At 31.9% G+C, this 18,039-nt stretch carries 21 protein-coding genes and 2 riboswitches; of the genes, 10 read left to right on the plus strand and 11 right to left on the minus strand.

Annotated elements, in window-relative coordinates:
* Positions 1–195: 195 nt before the first annotated feature.
* The 5 genes from V5784_RS08835 to V5784_RS08855 all read right to left on the minus strand — a co-directional run bounded on the left by V5784_RS08835 (position 196) and on the right by V5784_RS08855 (position 3,203).
* On the minus strand, positions 196–822 hold the full coding sequence (locus tag V5784_RS08835) for an MBL fold metallo-hydrolase (protein ID WP_336888665.1): 627 nt from the start codon (positions 820–822) through the stop codon (positions 196–198).
* Positions 823–920: 98 nt separating this feature from the next.
* A complete protein-coding gene (add, locus tag V5784_RS08840; protein ID WP_336888666.1) occupies positions 921–1,925 on the minus strand; it encodes an adenosine deaminase in 1,005 nt (334 codons plus the stop codon).
* A gap of 75 nt (positions 1,926–2,000) precedes the next feature.
* Positions 2,001–2,100, minus strand: a riboswitch (purine riboswitch).
* Positions 2,101–2,127: 27 nt separating this feature from the next.
* Positions 2,128–2,529: a PPC domain-containing DNA-binding protein gene (locus tag V5784_RS08845; protein ID WP_336888667.1), complete on the minus strand. Its 402-nt coding sequence runs from the start codon at positions 2,527–2,529 to the stop codon at positions 2,128–2,130.
* Between the two features lie 85 nt (positions 2,530–2,614).
* Positions 2,615–2,890, minus strand: a complete 276-nt coding sequence (locus V5784_RS08850) for a hypothetical protein (RefSeq protein WP_336888668.1) — start codon at positions 2,888–2,890, stop codon at positions 2,615–2,617.
* Between the two features lie 154 nt (positions 2,891–3,044).
* Positions 3,045–3,203 carry a hypothetical protein gene (locus V5784_RS08855; protein ID WP_336888669.1) on the minus strand — a complete coding sequence of 53 codons (159 nt, stop codon included), beginning with the start codon at positions 3,201–3,203 and terminating at the stop codon, positions 3,045–3,047.
* Positions 3,204–3,559: 356 nt separating this feature from the next.
* Between V5784_RS08855 and V5784_RS08860 the strand changes: the two genes are divergently transcribed.
* On the plus strand, positions 3,560–3,697 hold the full coding sequence (locus V5784_RS08860; protein WP_336888670.1) for a hypothetical protein: 138 nt from the start codon (positions 3,560–3,562) through the stop codon (positions 3,695–3,697).
* A gap of 58 nt (positions 3,698–3,755) precedes the next feature.
* Complete coding sequence (locus V5784_RS08865; RefSeq protein ID WP_336888671.1) at positions 3,756–4,061, plus strand: hypothetical protein; 306 nt, start codon at positions 3,756–3,758, stop codon at positions 4,059–4,061.
* Positions 4,062–4,150: 89 nt separating this feature from the next.
* On the opposite strand, the gene V5784_RS08870 is transcribed toward V5784_RS08865, so the two are convergent.
* Positions 4,151–5,518, minus strand: a complete 1,368-nt coding sequence (locus V5784_RS08870; protein ID WP_336888672.1) for an MATE family efflux transporter — start codon at positions 5,516–5,518, stop codon at positions 4,151–4,153.
* An 18-nt stretch (positions 5,519–5,536) separates the two neighbouring features.
* Positions 5,537–5,950, minus strand: coding sequence for a MarR family winged helix-turn-helix transcriptional regulator (locus V5784_RS08875; RefSeq protein WP_336888673.1), 414 nt, complete (start codon positions 5,948–5,950; stop codon positions 5,537–5,539).
* Between the two features lie 225 nt (positions 5,951–6,175).
* On the opposite strand from V5784_RS08875, the gene V5784_RS08880 reads away from it, so the two are divergent.
* The 4 genes from V5784_RS08880 (at position 6,176) to mnmA (ending at position 9,695) form a co-directional block, all read left to right on the plus strand.
* Positions 6,176–7,564, plus strand: coding sequence for an amidohydrolase (locus V5784_RS08880; protein WP_336888674.1), 1,389 nt, complete (start codon positions 6,176–6,178; stop codon positions 7,562–7,564).
* Positions 7,565–7,624: 60 nt separating this feature from the next.
* Positions 7,625–7,864 carry a hypothetical protein gene (locus V5784_RS08885; RefSeq protein WP_336888675.1) on the plus strand — a complete coding sequence of 80 codons (240 nt, stop codon included), beginning with the start codon at positions 7,625–7,627 and terminating at the stop codon, positions 7,862–7,864.
* 73 nt (positions 7,865–7,937) lie between these two features.
* Positions 7,938–8,549 carry a LysE family transporter gene (locus tag V5784_RS08890; protein ID WP_336888676.1) on the plus strand — a complete coding sequence of 204 codons (612 nt, stop codon included), beginning with the start codon at positions 7,938–7,940 and terminating at the stop codon, positions 8,547–8,549.
* Positions 8,550–8,588: 39 nt separating this feature from the next.
* Positions 8,589–9,695, plus strand: coding sequence for a tRNA 2-thiouridine(34) synthase MnmA (gene mnmA, locus V5784_RS08895; protein WP_336888677.1), 1,107 nt, complete (start codon positions 8,589–8,591; stop codon positions 9,693–9,695).
* Between the two features lie 77 nt (positions 9,696–9,772).
* Here mnmA and V5784_RS08900 read toward each other — a convergent pair whose 3' ends face one another.
* Positions 9,773–9,943, minus strand: a complete 171-nt coding sequence (locus V5784_RS08900) for a hypothetical protein (protein ID WP_336888678.1) — start codon at positions 9,941–9,943, stop codon at positions 9,773–9,775.
* Between the two features lie 248 nt (positions 9,944–10,191).
* A riboswitch (FMN riboswitch) is annotated at positions 10,192–10,305 on the plus strand.
* 175 nt (positions 10,306–10,480) lie between these two features.
* Between V5784_RS08900 and ribE the strand changes: the two genes are divergently transcribed.
* The 4 genes from ribE (at position 10,481) to V5784_RS08920 (ending at position 14,005) form a co-directional block, all read left to right on the plus strand.
* A complete protein-coding gene (gene ribE / locus V5784_RS08905) occupies positions 10,481–10,945 on the plus strand; it encodes a 6,7-dimethyl-8-ribityllumazine synthase (protein WP_336888679.1) in 465 nt (154 codons plus the stop codon).
* A 17-nt stretch (positions 10,946–10,962) separates the two neighbouring features.
* Entirely contained in the window at positions 10,963–12,054 is a 1,092-nt protein-coding gene (ribD, locus tag V5784_RS08910) for a bifunctional diaminohydroxyphosphoribosylaminopyrimidine deaminase/5-amino-6-(5-phosphoribosylamino)uracil reductase RibD (protein WP_336888680.1), read from the plus strand.
* An 11-nt stretch (positions 12,055–12,065) separates the two neighbouring features.
* Positions 12,066–12,722, plus strand: a complete 657-nt coding sequence (locus V5784_RS08915; RefSeq protein ID WP_336888681.1) for a riboflavin synthase — start codon at positions 12,066–12,068, stop codon at positions 12,720–12,722.
* Between the two features lie 86 nt (positions 12,723–12,808).
* A complete protein-coding gene (locus tag V5784_RS08920) occupies positions 12,809–14,005 on the plus strand; it encodes a bifunctional 3,4-dihydroxy-2-butanone-4-phosphate synthase/GTP cyclohydrolase II (RefSeq protein WP_336888682.1) in 1,197 nt (398 codons plus the stop codon).
* A gap of 77 nt (positions 14,006–14,082) precedes the next feature.
* Here the strand turns inward: V5784_RS08920 and gdhA are convergent, their stop codons facing one another.
* From gdhA to V5784_RS08935, 3 genes are all read right to left on the minus strand, one after another.
* The gene (gene gdhA / locus V5784_RS08925) at positions 14,083–15,420 is read right to left on the minus strand and encodes an NADP-specific glutamate dehydrogenase (RefSeq protein ID WP_336888683.1); all 1,338 of its coding nucleotides are present in this window, start codon (positions 15,418–15,420) and stop codon (positions 14,083–14,085) included.
* 185 nt (positions 15,421–15,605) lie between these two features.
* Entirely contained in the window at positions 15,606–16,778 is a 1,173-nt protein-coding gene (locus tag V5784_RS08930; RefSeq protein ID WP_336888684.1) for a PucR family transcriptional regulator ligand-binding domain-containing protein, read from the minus strand.
* A 156-nt stretch (positions 16,779–16,934) separates the two neighbouring features.
* Entirely contained in the window at positions 16,935–17,921 is a 987-nt protein-coding gene (locus V5784_RS08935; RefSeq protein WP_336888685.1) for a GGDEF domain-containing protein, read from the minus strand.
* Positions 17,922–18,039: the final 118 nt, after the last annotated feature.

The raw sequence follows: 18,039 nt of genomic DNA on the forward strand, positions 1-18,039 counted from the left end.
ATTCTCTAATTAGCTCTTTTCGTGCTAATTCATCAGGGGATAAATCTTTTCTTCTTTTTCTCATAAAAAAACCTCCAAATTAATGTAATTGTAGTTTACACTAATTTGGAGGTTTACACAAAATATGAGACAGACCCTAAATAAAATTAGGAGTAGTCTTAGACTACTCCTAATTTTATTTTCTAATTATTATATTTATCTAATTAAATACATATTATGAATCTTTTCATATTTTAAATTCGTATTTTCACCGTGTCCTGGATAGATGTTAATATCGCTGGGATAAGTTTTAATTTTATTTAAGCTTTCTTTCATCTGTCTTTTGTCACTCAGTTGCGTGTTGGTTATACCTATAGTTCTTTTGAATAAAAAATCTCCTGTAAACATTGCTTTCTCTATTTGAAAATAATATACAATGGAGCAAGTGGTGTGTCCTGGAGTATCTATTACAAAAAATTCAAAATTCTCTATTTTTTGTTTCCCTTCATCTAAATATCTGAGCTCTATCTTGTCTATATCAAACTTTATTTTTATTCCGTATTTTTTTATAGTGTAATCAAAATGAGCATCCATTATATAGTTAGGACGATTAGAACTGAGATATACTGGAACCTTATATTTTTCTATAAATTTTTCTACGCCCAATAGGTGGTCCCAATGTGTATGGGTCAATAAAATTCCCAATACATTCAATTTAGAGTTGTCTATAAACTTGTCGATGCTGTCGAAATCGCTTAAATCAACGATCAAACAGTCGTTGCCTTTTATTAAAACATAGTTATTATTATCAATTATCCCGCAAGTGATTTTCTTTATATACATAATCCCTCCATGGCTGAAACACTATTTATTTAAAAGATCAAAATTTATGGAATAGATAAAAGACTATAAAATTTAAATTGTACTTGTTTGGCATAATGTTACGTTAATTTTTTATTTAAATATTCCCTTAATTTTTGTTTGTCATCCTCTGAAATAAAAGCTGCTTCTACACTATTTAAATATATATCTATATATTCGTTTTTTTTCAGTTCAAAACTTTTTTCAATTTGTACATATTCTTCGGTCATACTAGTATCTGAAACTGTTCGATTGTCTGTATTTAATGTTACCATAATTCCATCATTATAGAAATCATAGATTGGATGTTCTTTATAATTTTTTACAGCTTTAGTTTGTACATTACTTGTAGGGCAGATCTCTAAAGGGATCTTTTTTTCTCTCACTAGATTATAAGCTTCTCTGTTGTTAGTTATAAATACTCCGTGTCCGATCCTTTCTGCTCCGAGTAATTCAATTGCATCGGTAACGTTTTGACCTATGCCTGTTTCTCCTGCATGGATGGTTACTCTGTACTCATATTTCCTGGCTTTTTTCATGGGTTCGATAAATTTATGACAAAATCCTGCCACTTCTCCACCGCAGAGGTCCACTGCCACTACTCCTTGACCTATAAATTCCTTTCCTTCTTCAATTATTTTCATAGCGGATTCACTTGATAGATGTCTCATGCACGATAGGATATAGTTTCCCTTTATATCATACATTTTTTCTGCTCTTCTCATCCCTTCTAGGACACTTTGGATTATCTCCATTGTAGCCATCCCCTCGTTGGTATGTTGCTGGGAAGCAAACCTTATCTCTATATATTTTATATTTTCCATAGCAGCATCTTCCATAAGTTCAAAAGAGACCCTCTCTAAATCTTCTTTAGTCTGCATCACAGCTATTGGCAGGTCAAAACATCTAAGATATTCGTCTAGGGAACTGCAAATTAGAGGTACAGTTAGTTGTTTTTTAACATCTTCTAAACTTGGAGTTAATTCTAGCTTGTTTTTTTTGATTATATCTAGAACTGTTACAGCCCTTAAACTTCCATCTAAATGGCAGTGCAGATCTATTTTTGGCATTTTATTAAAATTCATTCTTATTCCTCCTATTATTTTGATCCGATCTATAGATTTCTAAGTAATAAAAAAATTCCCATTACAAAGAAAGCTGTAAAAACAGATCATCTTCGTAATCAGGAATTATGGGTACCTGGTAGAAACCTCCAAACCATATTATTGGAATTATACGATATTAAATTATTCATAATATTTTAACAATTATTTTACTTTATGTCAATTACACTTGATTTTTTGATAGTGTTAATTCTTCATAGCCTGTATTTAAATCCATACTTCGATCAAACTTATAATCTTCTAATATTCCTATGACCAGTTCACATGTTGTATTAACTATATTACCTTCTACAAGATGCCCCCCAAAACTAATTCCCTCTTGGTCACTGCAGCTTATATGTATATGAACACCTTTAGAAGAGATAGTTCCGTTCAATGAAATGATCTCCATATTTTTTTTAATCTCTTTAATACTTACACCATCAGCTACTCTAAATCTGGTCTTTGATACACAGCCTACAGAGGAAAGGATGACACCTGCTTTTATTTGCTCTGCCATAGCTATTCTTTCTATTTCAACTTTTAAATCCATACCCTTGATCAATCTAACCGCATATATTTTCATCTTATCTCCCTCCACTATTAAAATTTTATATCTTAACTAACTTTAACCTAAAAAACCCTAGAAATCAAATATTTTTATATCGGACTTAATTTCTCTCTATAATCATTGAATAGTGTGACTTGTGAGTTTCTCCGGTTTTGATATAAATGACATTTGGATCATGCTCAATAATCTTAAATTCCTCAAGGTGTTTTTTTATGTCATTTGCTTCGAATATGTGAGGCTCCAACTCAACTGATTCATCTCCGTCAAAACGAATCCTAATCTCTTTAGGATGTTCCAGGGCTTTATTTGACCCCGATTCCAAAAACTCATAGCCGGCACCCTCCAATATTAATTTGATTTCATCGATTAGTTTCAAATCTTTCCTCCTCCTTTTGCTTTACTTTCATATATTAAGTTTTTATTGTATACACAACTTTCAGCATCACAGTCAAATGTCTTTGCAATTTCCATATTTTATCCTCTATGATTCTCTCTTCTATAATTATGTACACTCTCCTTTTTTATTTCCTTCAATTAAATGGCTCCATATTTTTCTTGATCTCTTTAATGCTTATGTCATTAGTCACTCTAAATCTGCTCTTTGATATACAGCCTACAGAGGAAGGGATAACTCCTGCTTTTATTTGCTCTGCCACAGCTATTTTTTCTATTTCAACTTTTAAATACATTTCATTCTGCTTATTATAATGAATTTCAACATATTAGTTATCTAAATGTTTGATGTTGTAGAGTCAAATAATTATAGGTGGAATCTAAATATCTGTTCTAGCCTAAACTAGGATGAACATGAGAAGCTTTATCTGAAGAAGGTAGAAATAGCCTTTATCTCATAGAGTGAAAAAAAATACAAAAAGTGTCGCCGCGACACTTTTTGTATTTAGAATTAAAATTTTTTGAGGAGAAAAAAAAAGATATTATGTATTATGATACTAGGATTTTTTTGTGGACAACTTTCGTTTTTAGATGCCTACATAAAATTGATGAGCGAAGAAAGTGGAAGTGAACTATATGTAACGGTGAAATAGTGGGAACCTATGATGATATCCCGCTAGAATTTATACTCCCTGCCGAGAAGTACCAAGTGGAAATAAAAAAGGATTATGTGGATGAGAGCTACGGCTACTATAAGAAAAATATAAAAGTAGGAAAGAAAGAATTATAAGCTTGTTTTATTTTTTATGGTATAATAAGAAATAAAAAAATTAAAGGAAGTGATTATATTGAGTACTATATTAGATCAAGAGATGAAAGAGAAATTAGATAGAAGAGTTATAGCAATAGGTGAGAAGATGAGCGAATTAGGTTTTGACTTAGAGGAAGATATGAAGGAATTGGTAGAGATGAGAGAGGATATTGCTGAGCTGATCTTAACAACAAAATTAAAGAAGATGGAATATTTTGTTGAAAAAGAAGGAAATGGGGTAGGATTTTACTTGGGAGATTTTCAAATAACTTTTTTTGTAGAATATGGTGAAGATGAAGAGGGACCGTATTATGAAGCTACAGCAGAGATCATAGAGGCATAGGATCTGTAATATTGAATTTAAATTTATAAAAAAAGCAAAAAGTGTCGCCGCGACACTTTTTGCTTTTTTTATATGTGCTACAATTATATTTAGATCTCTGCAATTTCGCTTTTTAAATTCGACTTCCTTTTTAGCAATTTAAATTCCTTGAACACAAAATATGATGTGATTATAGCCAGAGTGAAATCTGTAATGGGAATAGCCAACCAAACTCCGTTTACACCATAGTATTTGGGTAAAAAATATAGGAGGGGTAACATAATAAAAAATTGTCGGATAATATTTATAGTTGTAGTTATTTTGGCCTTTCCAACTGTCTGAAAATAACTGCTACCGATCATATGAAACCCCATAAAAAATGTCATACTGAAAAATATTTTACATGCATTTGTTGTCAGAACAAACAATGTTTTGTCGTTGTTGATGAATGGTGAAATTAATATATGGGGGACAAATGTAGCTAGAATAAATCCTATGGCTGAAATACTCATAGCCACTAAAAGAGAAAGTTTATATGTTTCCCTTACCCGTCTATAATTTTTAGCACCGTGATTGTATCCTAATATGGGCTGACTTCCCTGATATATTCCTACAATAGGCATATACATAAGGACACTTATACTGTTGATTATTCCATAGGCAGCAATTGCGATATCACCTCCATAAATGTTTAAGTTTTTATTGATAAAGATAACCACGATAGAATTAGACGACTGCATGATAAATGGTGCTATACCGATACTTGCTATTCCCAGAAGGATCTCTTTTTTTAATTTCAAATTCTTTAATTTTAGTTTTATATTGCTATTTCCATTTAAAAAATGCCTAACTTGAAGTACTGCTACAAGTACATTTGAGATAACTGTAGCGATGGCTGCTCCTTTTATCCCCATATTTAATGTGAATATAAAAAGTGGATCTAGTAAGATATTTAACCCGCAACCTATGATACTCATTTTCATGGCTACTCTTGGGTTGCCTTCTCCTCTCATAATATTATTCATTCCTATAAATAGTAGTTGAAAGGTAGTAGCAAAAAAAATGATAGACATATAATCTTTGGCATAATCGATATTGTTTGCTGTAGCACCAAACAATAGAAGGATATCATCTAGAAATAGGATACCAAAAATTGAAAATAAAATACCCGTTAGAACAAATAAAGTTAGGGAATTACCAAGTATTTGTTCTGCTTTTTCCTTGTCTTTTTTTCCTAAATTTATGGATATAAGAGCTCCTCCTCCTACACCTATAAATAATCCTGTTGCCAGTATAAAGGTGAAAAGCGGCAGAGCTATACTTATTCCGGCAATAGCTAATCTTCCAACGCCAAAACTTATGAATATTCTATCTACAATATTATATAGGATGTAGACCAATGTTCCTGTAATTGCAGGTATGGAATATTCCCATAAAAGTTTAGATATTTTTTCTGATTCTAATCTTGAGTTTTTCATATATTCTCCTAAATTTTTTTATTTGATGGTCATGGAATTCTGATCTATTTTTTTTATGGCCTTATATAAGGTCTCGATCTCTGACGCTGTGAGATCTTTAAAGATAATTTTTTTCCAATGGTTGATAATATCTTCTAGATCTGGGAGTATTTTTTCACCACTTTTGGTCAAAAAAAGTTGTTGTTTTTGTTTGTGATGGATATCGTACTCTTGATGTAGATATTTATATTCGATTAATTTCTTTACCCCTTTAGATATTAAACTTTTATTTAATTTAGTCAATCTAGAAACCTCATTCTGGCAGATCCCGGGATTATTATTGAGACAAAGTAAGATGGGATAATCGCTATTGCCTATCTTATATTTTTTCAGCGCCTTTCTCATATAATATTGGTATTGTCTGTAGGTTATACTTATATATTTTGAAAACAAAACTTACCTCCTATACTGTTTACATATAAACAGTATAGGAGGTAGTGTTAAAAATGTCAATAGAAATAAAGAATACAAATTATTAATGGAGTGTAAAACAGATAGAAATAATAATCCTTTCAAAAAATGTCGCGGCGACACTTTTTGAAATAGATGAGAAATAGATACCCATATAAACACCAGTAATGATATAATAAAGTAATTTAAATTATATGGAGGGGAAAGATGAAAAAGTTATTGTTGTTGGGATCAATCATTTCATTGTTTGCATTTAATAATGTAGAAGTGAAAGCGGTTGAAAAAGTAGATCTAATAGTGAAAAATGGAATAGTTTTAACTATGAATGGGGAAAAAGAAATCTTAGACGATGGAGTAATAATCGTAAAGGGGAATAAGATAGTAGAGGTAGGAGATAAAAAAATATTGAAAAAATATTCTTCTAAAAAAACAATAGATGCAGATGGTGGGATCATCATGCCAGGGATGATAAATACCCATACCCATGTTTCTATGAGTGTATTCAGAAGTTTAGCCGATGATGTTCCAGATAGATTACATAGATATATATTTCCACTAGAAAACAAGATGGTATCTCAAGAGATGGTTTATATCGGAGCTATCCATGGCTCTATAGAGATGGCCAAGAGTGGAGTAACGACTATGGTTGACATGTATCTATTTGAAGAAAGTGCAGCAGAAGCAGTAAAAGAGATTGGGTTGAGAGGGATAATGACACAGAATATCATTAAATACCCTACAGCAGATGGAAAAGATGGAGAGGCCAAGATAAAGATGGCAATAAAATTTATAGAAAAATATAAGAATGATGAATTGATCACTCCTGGATTTGGACCTCATGCACCTCATACGGTTAAAAAGGAGGACCTGGAGAAGATAAGAGATCTATCTAAAAAATATAATGTTCCGGTTTCTATGCATGTAGCAGAAACTCAAAAAGAGTTTGATAAATTCAAAACTAAATATAATATGACTCCTATCGAATATTTGGATTCTGTAGGATTATTAAATGAAAGATTCATAGCAGCACATTCTATTTTTGTAACAGACAGCGACATTGAACTCATGAAAAAAAGAGATGTAGGGGTGGCCCATAATATGGTAGCCAATATTAAATCTGCCAAAGGTGTATCTCCGGCATTGAAGATGTTTGATGACGGACTTAGAATTGGGCTTGGAACAGATGGCCCTATGAGTGGAAACACATTGGATATAATCGGTCAAATGGGATACGTTGCAAAGTTGCATAAATTAACAAATAAAGACAGATCGGCAATGCCTCCTTATAAAGTAGTGGAGATGGCTACAATGGGAGGAGCTAGAGCTATTCATAGGGAAGATGAATTAGGTTCTTTAGAAAAGGGGAAGTTGGCAGACATAGTAGTATTAGAAACAAGATCTGCAAATATGCAGCCTATATTTGATCCATATTCAGTATTGGTATATTCCGCTAATGCTTCTAATGTAAATACGGTGATTGTAAATGGAAAGTTGATTGTGGAGGATAAAAAAATATTGACCTATGATGAAGAAAAAAATAGAAAAGCTATTCAAAAGTTCTCAAAGAAAGTTAAAAAGATAGCTGAAACTTTATAGAAAGAACTTTAAAATCTACTCCTTTTTAGGGGTAGATTTAAATTTAGAGGAGGAATTAAGGTGGAGAAAAATCCAAAGAAAATAATTATTAAAGATAAAGATCAAAATATAAAGAGTATTCAAGAATATAAATATAATGAATATGGAGATCCAATTTTGTTTAAAAAAATAAACGGTTTAGGAGAAACTTTAATTCACTGGATATATGAATATAGGTATGATAAATTTAAAAGAAAGACAATGATGAAAATATCCGATATAGGAGTGGATAAAGAAACAATAATGGAGTATGAATATTAGAGGGAAAAAATAGATGAAATATGATATAATGTAAATAAATTGTTCATATAAAATAGTAGAAGAGGAGATTTATGTGCATTTATTAGATGGAATTATATGTGGAATGGTACTTTCATTGCCTTTTGGTCCGCTAGCTATATACTGCATGGAAAAGACGCTATCTGAAGGAAGATATAAGGGGTTTATATCCTCTTTGGGAATGATAACAGTAGATGTTTTTTATGGGCTTATTGCATTGTTTGGATTTAGATATGTGGAAGGTTTATTACATGAATATCAAGTAGAAATTAAGATAGTATCTGGGATATTAATATTAGGATTAGGGTATAAAATTTTTAGGAGTAGAAAAGAAATAAAAAATATTGTAGAAGAAGATCATTTCGGTTATATAAGATCTTATATGACAACTATTTTAGTAGCATTTGCTAATCCTCTTTCGATTTTTACTTTTATAGGTCTTTTTACAATCTTAGGTGTATCTACAAATGTGAAACATATTAGTTTAAAAATAGCTTTGGGAATAGTAATTGGTGGTGGAATCCAGTGGTTTGGAATAACCGGGGCATTATCTCATTATAGAAAAAAAATAACATTTAAAACTTTAGAAACGTTGAGGCATTATGCCAGTGTAATAATTATGTTAGGCGGAGTGGCGATCACTCTGTCATCATTTATAAAAAACTAAGATATAGCTTTTTCCTATAGTCTTAAAAGGAGTAGTGAAATGGTAAAAAATGTAAAAAATTTCGATTCATACTTAAAGTATGATCCAAAGAATGAAGATGTAACAATAGCAGTGGCAATGAGTGGAGGAGTAGATTCTTCAACAGTAGCTTATCTGTTAAAGGCTCAAGGTTATAACATTATAGGTGTTACAATGCGAGTATGGACTAGCGGGAGTGAATGTAGTAAGGTAGCCGATTTAAGTGATGCTAAAAAAGTGTGTGATGATTTAGGAATAGAACATCATATGATACACTTAGAGGATGATTTTAAAGATGCTGTAGTAAATACTTTTGTAAACGACTATATGGAGGGAAGAACTCCGAATCCGTGTATGGTATGTAATAGATACATTAAATTTGGTAAATTAGTGGAGACTGCTTTAGGTTTAGGAGCTGACTTTATGGCTACAGGACACTATGCTAAGATAGAGAACGGGTTGTTAAAAATAGGTGACGATCCAAATAAAGATCAAGTATATTTCTTATCTCAAATGAAAAAAGAAAATATAAAAAAATTGATATTTCCTATAGGTGACCTTGAAAAACCTCAAGTAAGAGAATTAGCAGAGAATTTAGGAATCAGAGTATATGCAAAAAAAGAGAGTCAGGAGATCTGTTTTGTAGAAGATGGTAAATTAGGAGAATTCTTAAACGAGCTGACAGATGGCAAAGCTACACGTGAAGGTGAGATTGTTACAACGAATGGAAAAGTAATAGGGAAGCATAGAGGAGTTAGTTTTTATACGATTGGGCAGAGAAAAGGGCTGGGAATCAGTTATCCGACACCACTTTATGTTGTTCAGATAGATAGTAAAAAAAATTGTTTGGTAGTTGGAAATAATGAAGAATTATTTAGTTCATATTTGATAGCCAATAATATAAATTTTTTGGGTTGCGAAAAGATAGAAGATTTAAAAGATATGAAATTGAGAGTAAAGACTAGATCACGAGACAAATTTCATCCTTGCACTGTAAAAGTCTTAGAGAATGATAAGATAAAGGTGGATTTTACAGAAGAGAAGGTTAGAGCTATAACACCAGGGCAAGGTGCGGTACTTTACAATTATAATGGTGAAGTCATGGCTAGTGGATTTATAGTTAAATAATAAGATTTAAAGATTAAAAATTATCCCAAATAATAAAGCCCAAGTCTTTAGACTTGGGCTTTTAAAATTATAAAAAATTAAGAGCTAAAAATTATCTGGCCGTTGCCGTCTAGAGCCATGATAATTCTCATGGGGTCATAGTCTCCAAAACTTTTATTCCAAGATATTATAGAAGCTAGAAGCAATGTTTTGTTGTTAAAATCTTGTATTATTTTTTCACCTTTTTTTAATATAAGAAACGCTTTCACCTTATAGACACCTCCTGAAAGTAGTTGTGATATATTTCCTTAATAAAGTATACCATCTATATGGATGAAATAAAATTAAAATCCATTTAAATTTTTAAAAATTTATACTATAGAAAAATTAATAAATTAATTTTTCTTAGATACTTTATTAGACGTCAAATAAATAAAAAAGTTTAAAAAAATATTACTAATAAAAAAATATTTGACAAGGATAAGAAATTAAGGATATAATCAATTATAAAATTGAATATAAACTTCGGGGCAGGGTGTTATTCCCTACCGGCGGTGATAGTCCGCGAGCATAAGCTGAACTAGTGAAATTCTAGTACCGACAGTTATAGTCTGGATGAAAGAAGTTTTTAATAAAATTTTAATTTATAATTTTTAAAACTTTTTTTCTTTATGCTGTATTCACGATGAACTCAGATAAGGGTGTTTTTTAAAAAATTATAAATTAAATAAAATTATTAAAAGTCTAGAGCCTCAAGTAAAAACTTGAGGCTTTTTTTATAAAATAAAATATATGGGGGAAAAATTATGAAAACATTTGAAGGGAATTTTAACGGAAAGAACATTAGAGTAGGAATAGTATGTGGGAGATTCAATGAATTTATCACTTCTAAATTATTAGGAGGAGCTAAGGATGCTCTAGTTAGACATGGTGTAAGTGCTGAAAATATAGATATAGCATGGGTTCCAGGAGTGTTTGAAATGCCATTGATAGCTAAAAAAATTGTAGAAACTAAAAAATATGACGCAGTAATAGCTTTAGGAGCAGTAATAAAAGGATCAACTCCTCATTTTGATTATGTATGTGCAGAAGTATCTAAAGGGATAGCCACTGTATCTATGGACTCAGGAATCCCTGTAATTTTTGGTGTTTTAACAACTAATACAATTGAGCAAGCTATAGAAAGAGCGGGAACTAAAGCAGGAAATAAAGGTTTTGATGCAGGAGTATCAGCTATTGAAATGGTAAACCTAATCAAGACAATAGGATAAAAAAAAAGGGGGAGGTTATGGTGGATTTGGATGAAAATTATATGGAATTAGCCTTAGAGTTAGCTGCCTTAGGAGAGGGGGATGTAAACCCTAATCCTATGGTAGGTGCAGTAGTTGTAAAAGTTGGAGAAATAATTGGCAAGGGTTACCATAAAAAATATGGCGGGCCCCATGCAGAAGTTTTTGCATTAGATGAGGCAGGAAAAGAATCTGAAGGAGCTACAATATATGTAACTTTAGAACCTTGCTCCCATTATGGAAAAACTCCTCCCTGTGCTGAAAAAATAATTAAGATGGGGATCAAACGGTGTGTAATAGCTACTTTGGATCCAAATCCCTTAGTGGCAGGGAAAGGTGCTAAACTTTTAGAAAATGCAGGGATAGAGGTGAAAATTAATGTTTTGAAAGATGCAGCCTTAAAACAAAATATTGTTTTCTTTAAATATATAGAGGGAAAGATTCCCTATTTATTTTTAAAGTGTGCCATCACTCTGGATGGGAAGATAGCTACTGAAAACGGGGATTCCAAATGGATCTCCAATGAAATATCGAGAGCAAGGGTACAAGGGTTACGGCACAAATATATGGGAATAATGGTGGGAATAAAAACACTTCTAGGAGATAACCCTAGATTAAATGCAAGGATAGAAGGGGGAAATAACCCCCATAGAATAGTTGTAGATCCTGGCTTAAAAACACCAGAAAATTATAATTTTATTCAAAATAACAGTGATAATAAATCTATTATAATAACTTCTAAAGAAAATATCCAGAGTGGAAAACATCTAAAATATGAAAAGAAGTATAAGGTGAAATTTATATTTTTAGATGGAAACCGATTTTTAATGGTAGATATATTAAAAGAAATAGGGAAACTAGGGATAGATTCCATCCTTTTGGAAGGTGGAAATTCCATGATATCTATGGCTTTTAAAGAAAAAGCTTTAGATGGTGGTGAGATATTTATTGCTCCAAAGATCACTGGAGATAATAATGCCATACCATTTGTAAGTGGATTTAAGATAGGAACTATGAAAGAAAGTATAGAGTTAAAGGATACAAAGTTTAACATATATGGAGATAATATAGCAATAGAATTTAGTTTATAAGGAGTAGAATTATGTTTACAGGACTAGTAGAGGAGATGGGGGAAGTAATCGGTCTAGAGACAGGAGATCTTTCACTTAAAATAACAGTAAGGTCTAAAAGTGTAATCGAAGGAGCCAAATTAGGAGACAGTATTGCTACCAATGGAACCTGTCTGACTGCTACTAAGATAGGTGACAATTATTTTGAAGCCGACATAATGCATGAAAGCGTAAAAAGAACCAACCTTAAAAGACTAAGGGTTGGAGACCGAGTAAATTTAGAAAAATCTCTAACTTTGGCCACTCCCCTGGGTGGGCATCTGGTAACGGGTGATGTAGATGGTGAAGGAATGATATCTAATATTTATTCCGATGGGATAGCAAAAATTTATGTGGTAAAGATAGAGCCGCGACTTATGAAATATGTTGTAGAAAAGGGGCGAATTACCCTGGATGGAGCCAGTTTGACTGTAGTAGATTTTGGAGATGATTTCTTGAGTGTATCCCTTATTCCTCATACCCAAGAGATGATAACTTTGGGAAGTAAAAGTGTGGGAGATTACATCAATGTAGAGACAGACCTAATCGGGAAATATGTAGAGAGGATGATGACCTTTAAAGAAAAACCTATGACTGAGAAAAAAAGCAATATCACAGAAAGTTTTTTAGCTGAAAATGGATTTTATTAGACCTCAGTAGAAAATTTAAAATAAATTCTAAAAAAAAAGATCTGTAGACGCAGACCTAAAACAACTTTAAAAAGAGGAGAATAAGTATGTTAGATAATATAAAAGATGCAATTGAAGATATAAAACAGGGAAAGATGATAATAGTAGTAGATGATGAAGACAGAGAAAATGAGGGAGATATAGTAATGGCAGCCGATATGGTATCCTATGATGCTATTAATTTTATGGCAGTTCATGCTAGAGGGCTTACTTGTATCCCAATGGATAGAATGAGAGCCAAGGAATTAAAGTTAAATCAAATGGTGGGAAATAATACCGACCCCCATGGGACAGCCTTTACAGTATCTGTAGATTCAAAGGATACTACTACGGGGATATCTATCAGAGACAGGGTACAGACTATAAAAGATCTAGCTGATAGAAATAAAGGTGCTGAGGACTTTAACAGACCGGGACATCTATTTCCATTAGTAGCAAAGGATGGAGGAGTTTTGATTAGGAATGGTCATACAGAAGCATCAATAGATTTTGCACGTTTGGCAGGATCGAAACCAATGGGTGTAATTTGTGAGATATTGAAAGATGATGGTACCATGGCAAGATTGGATGATCTGAAAATATTTGCTAAAAAACATAATTTAAAACTTGTAAGTATAGAAGATTTGATTAGATATAGAAAAGAGAATGATGTTCTAGTTAATGAAGTGACAGTAACTAAGATGCCTACAAAATGGGGAGATTTTAACCTTCATGCCTATGAAAATAGTTTGGATGATAAGGAACATATTGCTCTGGTAAAGGGAGATGTAAGGGGAAAAGAAGAGGTATTGGTAAGAATACACTCTGAATGTTTTACAGGAGATGTGTTGGGATCTCGTAGATGTGACTGTGGTCCGCAACTACATAAGGCGATGAAAACTATAGATGAAAAAGAGGAGGGGGTTATCCTCTATCTACGTCAAGAAGGAAGAGGGATAGGTCTTTATAATAAGATGAAAGCCTATAATTTACAGGATCAAGGGTTAGATACTGTGGAAGCCAACGAAAAATTGGGATTTGAAGCAGATCTAAGAGATTATGTATTGGGATCTCAGATACTAAAAGATTTAGGAGTAAAATCAATAAGACTTATGACCAATAACCCTAAGAAGATAGAGGAGTTAAAATTTTATGGGATAGATGTTGTACAGAGAGAAAATATCGAAATTACACCCAATGAAGAGAATAAAAGATATTTAAAAACTAAGAAAGATAAGTTGTACCATATGTTAGAAGAGGTATAAAAAAGAGTCTAATTGGTATATAAAAAAGACAGGCATTTATTGAAATGGCTGTCTTTTTTATTCTTATTATTTAATTATTAGCATATACCTTGAAAATGCATAGCTTCTGCTACTTTTTCAAACCCTGCGATATTAGCTCCAGCAACATAATTACCTTCTAAACCATATCTTTTTGATGCTTCGTCAGTTTTTGCAAAAATATTTAACATAATATCTTTAAGTTTATTGTCGACTTCTTCAAATGTCCAGCTTAATCTTTGGCTATTTTGTGTCATTTCTAATGCTGAAGTTGCAACTCCACCTGCATTAGCTGCTTTACCAGGCATAAAGAGTACACTATTCTCTAAGAAATAATCGATGGCTTCCATTGTAGCAGGCATATTAGCACCCTCTGCTATAGCGAAACATCCATTTTTCTTTAAGATCTGAGCGTCTTCAAGGTCTAATTCGTTTTGCGTTGCACATGGAAGGGCGATATCACAAGGTATACTCCAAATACCTTTTCCAGCTGTAAATACTGCAGAGGCTTTAGCATCTGCATATTCCTTAATTCTACCTCTTCTTACTTCTTTAATTTCTTTGATAAGATCAAGATCAATGCCGTCTTTATCGTAAACATAACCACTTGAATCACTCAATGCAATAACTTTTGCACCTAATTCTTGAGCTTTTTCCGCAGCATATATAGCAACATTTCCTGAGCCTGATATAACTACTTTCTTATCCTTGAAATCTTGTTGTCCATTCTGCTTAAGCATCTCTTCAACAATATATATTAAACCATATCCAGTTGCTTGAGTTCTTACTAGCGAACCGCCATATGTCAAACCTTTTCCAGTTAAAACTCCTTCAAAAAGACCTGTTAGTCTTTTATATTGACCGTACAGGTAACCAATTTCTCTTGCACCTACACCTATATCACCAGCGGGTACATCTGTATTTGCTCCAATATATTTATGAAGTTCAGTCATAAAACTCTGACAAAATGCCATTACTTCTCTATCAGACTTACCTTTAGGATCGAAATCAGAACCACCTTTTCCACCACCGATTGGTAGACCTGTTAATGCGTTCTTGAATATTTGTTCGAATCCTAAAAATTTGACAATTCCTTGATTAACTGAAGGATGAAGTCTAAGCCCACCTTTGTATGGACCAATGGCACTAGAAAATTGAACACGGAAACCTTTGTTTACATGTGCTTGCCCACTATCATCTACCCAAGGTATTCTAAATGAGATTATTCTTTCTGGTTCTGTTAATCTCTCTAGCAAAGCTTCTTTTCTAAAGTTGTCCTCATTCTTTTCTACCACTACCCTTAAAGATTCTAAAACCTCTTTAACTGATTGATGGAACTCGCTTTCACTTGGATTTTTAGCAATTAATTTTTCTAGTATTTCATCAACATACGACATATACATCCTCCTTATTTGATTTGCTTTATTAGTAAAGTATATATCTTTTTTCAAGATATTTCAATGTTTGAACGTCTGAAATATTTTGTGCTGGAGCACAAAGAATAAATTTGGACAAAAAACTAAGTTCTACTATTAGGACTTAGTTTTTATTATCTAGGTGAATGAAGTGTCACGTTGTCTTTTTATTTAATATCTAAAAGCATAAAGGCTACTGTTAATTTTAATTTTATATTTAACTCAGATAAATTACATTGTAAGATCTCCTCGATCTTCTTTAATTTATAGTTTATAGTGTTACGATGGTAAAAAAGTTTAGAAGCAACTTCTTTTACACTACTATTAAACTCTAGATAAGACCTGAGTACATTTACATAGTCTGTACCATTTAAATCATCAAATTTAATTAAGGCTTCTAAGTTTTCTTCGTGATATTCTTTAATAATTTCATTGTCTTCTATGGATAGAAGAAGCTTATATAAACCTAAGTCTCTATATGAGGTAACCTCATTATGGTTCCCCCTTTTTTTCTGAAGTTTTAAAACACTTATGGCTTTTTGATAGCTTTTACCAATACACCTTATATTTTTAGCACTATAGCCTATACAAAGGTACATTTCCTCCTTCTCACTGAGAAGAATTTCACATTTATTTTTGATACCGCCTACTATTTCTTCTATTTTTTCTATACTATATTTTGCAAATATTATCACAAATCTCTTATCAAGCTCAAATGTAAAGATTCTTTTATTTATATCTATAGCATAATTTTCAATGCACTCTAAGATCTTTTGTCTTTTTTTACTTCTTATTATTGTTTTATTGTTTGTTTCAATTATCTCTATTACTACTAGATGATATGGCCAACAAGCCTTAAAAGTATGTCTTTCAAAGTGAGGGACATAAAGAGATTCCTGATCGTGAAAAAAAATAGCATTTTTTGCCGCATTTGAAAGTTCCATATTCATTCTATCAGCGACTGTTATCTTATAAGTAAATTCTCGCATTATTTCAGCCATATGTATACGCCAAGGAACTTGGAATAAAGGTAAATTGTTTGCATTACAAAATTCAATAACATCATGAGGAATTGATTTTATATAGGGCCCGATATTAATGATCATACCACTGGCATTATTGGCATGAGTATGTATCACAAGTTCGAGCAACTCCTTATCCCCATTAATACCTATTCCAGTGGTAAAAGCGACTTGCTGACTTTCTAAAAAAACAGATAAACCAACATTTTCTACCATATGAACCCATCTTACTATATTATCTAAGCCTTCACTTCCAGCAAGAAGTTCTATATCAAATTTTTTAACTGATTCATATAGTTCTCTTAAATTTACCGCCATACTTCCTCCCTATATTCACTTTATCAGATTATCGATAATATTTTTTTAATTATTATTATATAGTAGAAAGATTTTTTAGGCAATAATTTTTTTCTCAAGTCAATAGATCTTTATTTTTAATCAAAAGTCAGATGACCAGAGTCATCTGCTTTTTGGTTAAAAAATATATTTATTTCTGCCACTTTCTTTAGCAATATAGAGAGCTTTATCAGCTTCCTTTAAAAATAAAGTAGAATTTAGACTTTTAATTTTCGCAGAGCTTTTTATACCCATGCTGACTGTCACCCTTCCAAAACTGGAATTTTCGTGTTTTAGATTGCACATTTTTAATTTTTCTTGAAATTGATTTATTAAATCTATGGCTTCTTTTAAAGGGGTTTGGTATAAAACTATTAAAAATTCTTTCCCTCCGTATCTGCCTACGATGTCTCCCTCTCTTTTAAAAACTTTCTTTAAAAGTTTTCCTATTATTTTCAAAACTCGGTCGCCCTCAAGATGTCCGTATCGGTCGTTATATTTCTTGAAAAAATCTATATCCATCATAATAATAGTTAAGGGATTTTCAGATCTTTTAGAACTTTTAAACAATAGGTTGTACTCCTCATCTAAAAATCTTCTTGTAGCTAGCCCTGTTAGATAATCTGTATATGCCAGCTTTTCTAAATCTTTTTTTTTACTTTCTATATCATTTTTTTGTTCCTCTACTTTAACTATGAGGTTGTTAAACACTATCGTAACTTCATCAATCTCGTTTCCTACCTTGGGATATACAAGGAGCTTATATTTTTGATTTTCCCTTATAGAAATAATATGATTATAAAGGGATAGAAGGGGAGTAATCAATTTTTTATTCATCCTACTCTTTACAAAGAAAATAAATAGGAATGAAAGAATAATTGGTATCAGCCCTATCCAAAAATTTAATAGAGCTCCTTTGGAAATCCGATCATCTACTGTTACCTTTATGATGTAAGCAATTTTATGAACACTTTTCATATAGGGAACGTAATATATTCTTTTCTCGCCTTCTATTCGATCAGAATAAAAATTGAATTTATTTTTTGAAACAATAATGTTTTCCATAAGTTTTTTATCATCTACATCATTATCATTTGGAATATTATAATGGTCGTATAAATTCATACAAAGAGTGTTTAACCTTAAGCAAAAAAATAAGGTATAATTTAAGAAAACAATATGGGGGATTTTGATTATGAATACACGAAAAACTTACTCTTCTAAGTTTAAATTTAAGATCGTT

The sequence above is a fragment of the Psychrilyobacter sp. genome (assembly GCF_037132775.1).
Taxonomy (GTDB): Bacteria; Fusobacteriota; Fusobacteriia; order Fusobacteriales; family Fusobacteriaceae; genus Psychrilyobacter.

Coding starts and splice junctions, on each gene's coding strand:
- V5784_RS08935 (WP_336888685.1), bottom strand. CDS start 17,921: ATGAATTTATACGACCATTATAATATTCCAAATGATAATGATGTAGAT.
- V5784_RS08845 (WP_336888667.1), bottom strand. CDS start 2,529: ATGAAAATATATGCGGTTAGATTGATCAAGGGTATGGATTTAAAAGTT.
- V5784_RS08835 (WP_336888665.1), bottom strand. CDS start 822: ATGTATATAAAGAAAATCACTTGCGGGATAATTGATAATAATAACTAT.
- V5784_RS08855 (WP_336888669.1), bottom strand. CDS start 3,203: ATGTATTTAAAAGTTGAAATAGAAAAAATAGCTGTGGCAGAGCAAATA.
- V5784_RS08915 (WP_336888681.1), top strand. CDS start 12,066: ATGTTTACAGGACTAGTAGAGGAGATGGGGGAAGTAATCGGTCTAGAG.
- gdhA (WP_336888683.1), bottom strand. CDS start 15,420: ATGTCGTATGTTGATGAAATACTAGAAAAATTAATTGCTAAAAATCCA.
- V5784_RS08930 (WP_336888684.1), bottom strand. CDS start 16,778: ATGGCGGTAAATTTAAGAGAACTATATGAATCAGTTAAAAAATTTGAT.
- V5784_RS08880 (WP_336888674.1), top strand. CDS start 6,176: ATGAAAAAGTTATTGTTGTTGGGATCAATCATTTCATTGTTTGCATTT.
- ribE (WP_336888679.1), top strand. CDS start 10,481: ATGAAAACATTTGAAGGGAATTTTAACGGAAAGAACATTAGAGTAGGA.
- mnmA (WP_336888677.1), top strand. CDS start 8,589: ATGGTAAAAAATGTAAAAAATTTCGATTCATACTTAAAGTATGATCCA.
- ribD (WP_336888680.1), top strand. CDS start 10,963: ATGGTGGATTTGGATGAAAATTATATGGAATTAGCCTTAGAGTTAGCT.
- V5784_RS08920 (WP_336888682.1), top strand. CDS start 12,809: ATGTTAGATAATATAAAAGATGCAATTGAAGATATAAAACAGGGAAAG.
- V5784_RS08870 (WP_336888672.1), bottom strand. CDS start 5,518: ATGAAAAACTCAAGATTAGAATCAGAAAAAATATCTAAACTTTTATGG.
- add (WP_336888666.1), bottom strand. CDS start 1,925: ATGAATTTTAATAAAATGCCAAAAATAGATCTGCACTGCCATTTAGAT.